At 69.8% G+C, this 2870-nt stretch carries 3 protein-coding genes and 1 pseudogene; all 4 read right to left on the bottom strand.

Translation table 11 applies throughout. The features are described from left to right. Nucleotides 1-231 (bottom strand): annotated as a pseudogene (locus G3I65_RS21820) (AraC family transcriptional regulator); the annotation flags it as partial. Between the two features lie 22 nt (nucleotides 232-253). Continuing rightward, nucleotides 254-820, bottom strand: a complete 567-nt coding sequence (locus tag G3I65_RS21815; RefSeq protein WP_160697757.1) for a TetR/AcrR family transcriptional regulator — start codon at nucleotides 818-820, stop codon at nucleotides 254-256. 60 nt (nucleotides 821-880) lie between these two features. Then, nucleotides 881-2194 (bottom strand): ABC transporter substrate-binding protein, encoded by a 1314-nt coding sequence (locus G3I65_RS21810; RefSeq protein WP_160697756.1) that lies wholly within the window; start codon nucleotides 2192-2194, stop codon nucleotides 881-883. Next, nucleotides 2181-2870 (bottom strand): branched-chain amino acid ABC transporter permease (locus tag G3I65_RS21805; RefSeq protein WP_160697755.1); only part of this gene is annotated, 690 nt, incomplete at its 5' end. The genes G3I65_RS21810 and G3I65_RS21805, both read right to left, overlap by 14 nt.

Below are 2870 nucleotides of genomic sequence, written 5' to 3'. Positions count from 1 at the left end.
GTTCGCCGAGCGGCCCGGCACGATGATCGTGTCCGCGGCCGCCAGCCCGGTCAGGTCCCACGGCGGCCGCAGCGTGAACGCGCCCGCGTCGACCTCGGGGGCCGGGCCGCAGATGCGGACCTCGTAGGCCGGGGAACCGTCCGGCAGGCGGGTTCGCGAGAAGGTCTCGATGGGTGTCGCCAGGTCGAACGGGACGACCTGGTCGAGCGCGAGGACCGCCACGATGTGCATGGTCCCCACGATAGAGCGTCCACTAAGGACGGAGGCTGCCCAGCATCAGGTTCGCGAAGTGCTCGCCGACCTGCTCCCCCGACAGCTCGCCGTCGGCGTGGTACCACATGCCGAGGCGGTGGATGGCGCCGAAGTGGTAGTTGATCACCAGGTCGGCCGGGACGTCGGCGCGGAACACCCCGGCGCGCTGCCCTTCGGCGACCAGGTCGCGCACGCGCTCGTGGTAGGTCCGCCGCTCGGCGCGCACCTGGACCTGCTTGGACTTCTCCAGCAGCGGGAACGACTGGAAGAACACGGTCGCCGCGTCCAGGTCGGCGATGCTCGTCACCACGACGTCGACGATGATCGCGTGCAGCCGCTCCGGCAGCGGCAGCTCGGACTTCGCGAGCGTCTCCATCCGCCGCGTCTGCATCCGCAGCATCGCCACGTAGATCTCGAAGAGCAGGTCGTCCTTGGACTCGAAGTAGTGGTAGAGCCCGCCCTTGGTGACACCGGCGGCTTCGACGATCTCGCGGACCGTCGTCGCTTCGAAGCCCTTCTCGGCGAACAGCCGGACCGCCGCCCGCACGACCTTCTCCCTGACCGTCATGTCGCCACCCTATGTGAGCGGGGGGCCGGTCCGCGGCACCGCCGCGAACCGGCCCGTTCCTCACTTGCTCAGCAGGTTCACCTGCTCCGGGGTGGCGCGTTCACCGGTGTACGCCGTGATGGCCCCGGTACCCCGGTCGGTGACCGACGGTGGCTGGATGACCGCCGTCGTGGTGTCGGGGTTGATCTTGAAGACGTACGCGCCGGTGTAGCCGGCGTGCGACTCCTTCGAGAAGCCGAACGGCGTCAGGCCCGGGCCCTTGAGCGCGCCGGAGCTCATCGCGTCGACGAGCTTCTGCCGCGTCGGGTCCGGCCCGGCGGCCTTGAGCGCCTGCGCGAACGTGTAGGCCTGGACCATGCCGAACAGGACCGTGTTCGTGAACGGCTCCTTCGGGATGTACTTGTCGTGGATGCCCTTGAAGTAGGCGACCCACGGGTCCGACGTCTGCGCGACGTCCGGCAGGTAGCCGGTGCCGATCAGGCCGGCCAGCAGCTGCCCGCTGGACACGCTGGCGCCGCCGCGCTTGGCGAAGTCCTGCAGCAGCCCGGACAGCGTCGCCGGGTCCGCGCCGATGCTGCTGACCACGAACTGCGGCTTGTAGCCGATCTTCGCCGCGGCCAGGATCGACAGCGCGGTGAACGCCGGGATGCACGCGCAGACGACGACTTCGGCGCCGGCCGCCTTCAGCGCGGACAGCTGCGGCGTGACGTCGGTGTTCGCGCTGTCGTAGCCCTGCCGGACGACGGTCTGGTCCTTCACGAACTGGTCCAGACCGGCCTGGGTGTCGCGGCCGACGTCGTCGTTCTGCGTGAAGTACCCGACCTTCTTGCCCGCGAAGGTGTCCTTGATGTACTTGCCCTGGATCTTGCCCTCGCGCGTGTAGTCCACCTGGTACCCGAAGGTCATCGGCGCCTTCTGCGGGTTGTCCCAGGCGAGCGCGCCCGAGGACACCAGCAGGTCCGGTACGCCTTCGCCGTTGAGGTAGTCGACGACCTTGGAGTGCGTCGGCGTGCCCAGCCCGCCGACGATCGCGAACACCTTGTCCTGCAACACGAGTTTCTTCACGACCTCGACGGTCTTCGTCGGGTTGTAGCCGTCGTCCTCGACCTTGTAGTCGATCTTCCGGCCGTTGACGCCGCCACCGTCGTTGATCGCCTGGTACACCGCGCGGGCGCCGACGGAGATCTTGCTGTACCCCGGCGCGGCCGGCCCGGTCAGCGGCTGGTGGGTGCCGATCACGACGGTGTCCTTGGTGACGCCGACGGCGGAGTCCGCGGCCTGCTGACCGCCGCCGTCGCTCTCCCCCGCGCCGCCGCACGCGGTCAGCGCCAAGGCCAGGGCGAGGAAACCCGCGCCGTAGCTAGTGGTTCTCATGGTTCTCCTTCGTTTCGGCGGGCTTGCGGAGAAGTGTTCGGAGCCGCTGGAAACCGCCCTGGATGCCGCGCGGGAAGGCGAGCACGACGACGATGAGGATCACGCCGTACACCGCGAGCGGGAGGTTGTTGGCGACGTCGGTGTTCAGGTGCAGGACGTCGGCGAGGTCCTCGGACCAGGCCTGGAAGTACACGAGCGCGACCGCCCCCCACAGCGCGCCCCACAGGGACCCGAGCCCGCCGAGCACCACGGCCGCCAGCAGGCTCAGCGACAGCGCGGGCGTGAACGACCCGGGTGCTGCGGTGCCGAGCAGGAACGCCTGCAGGCCACCGGCGAGCCCGCCGCACACCGCGCTGACCAGGAACGCGAGGATCTTCGTGCGCCCGACGGCGATCCCGCTCAGCGACGCGGCGACCTCGTCGTCGCGGACGGCGCGGAAGTCGCGCCCGAGCCGCCCGCGCACGATGTTGACCACCAGCACCAGCGCGATGAGCACGCTGAGCCAGACGATCCAGGTCTGCCACCGCAGTTCCGGGACCACACCGACCACAGCGGACGGTCTGCTGTGGACGGTGAAGCTCAACCCGTTGCTGCCGCCGAGGAAGTCCGGGAACTTGCGGGTCAGCGCGGGCAGGCCGACGGCCAGCGCGAGCGTCGCCCCGGCGAGGTACGGCCC

This window comes from Amycolatopsis sp. SID8362 (assembly GCF_010550475.1).
Taxonomy (GTDB): domain Bacteria; phylum Actinomycetota; class Actinomycetes; order Mycobacteriales; family Pseudonocardiaceae; genus Amycolatopsis; species Amycolatopsis eburnea.
Note: the sequence above shows the minus strand (reverse complement) of the source record. Positions and strands in the feature narration are given on the sequence as shown.

Excerpts from the sequence above, each read along its gene's own strand:
- G3I65_RS21815 (WP_160697757.1), bottom strand. The coding sequence starts at position 820 with ATGACGGTCAGGGAGAAGGTCGTGCGGGCGGCGGTCCGGCTGTTCGCC.
- G3I65_RS21810 (WP_160697756.1), bottom strand. The coding sequence starts at position 2,194 with ATGAGAACCACTAGCTACGGCGCGGGTTTCCTCGCCCTGGCCTTGGCG.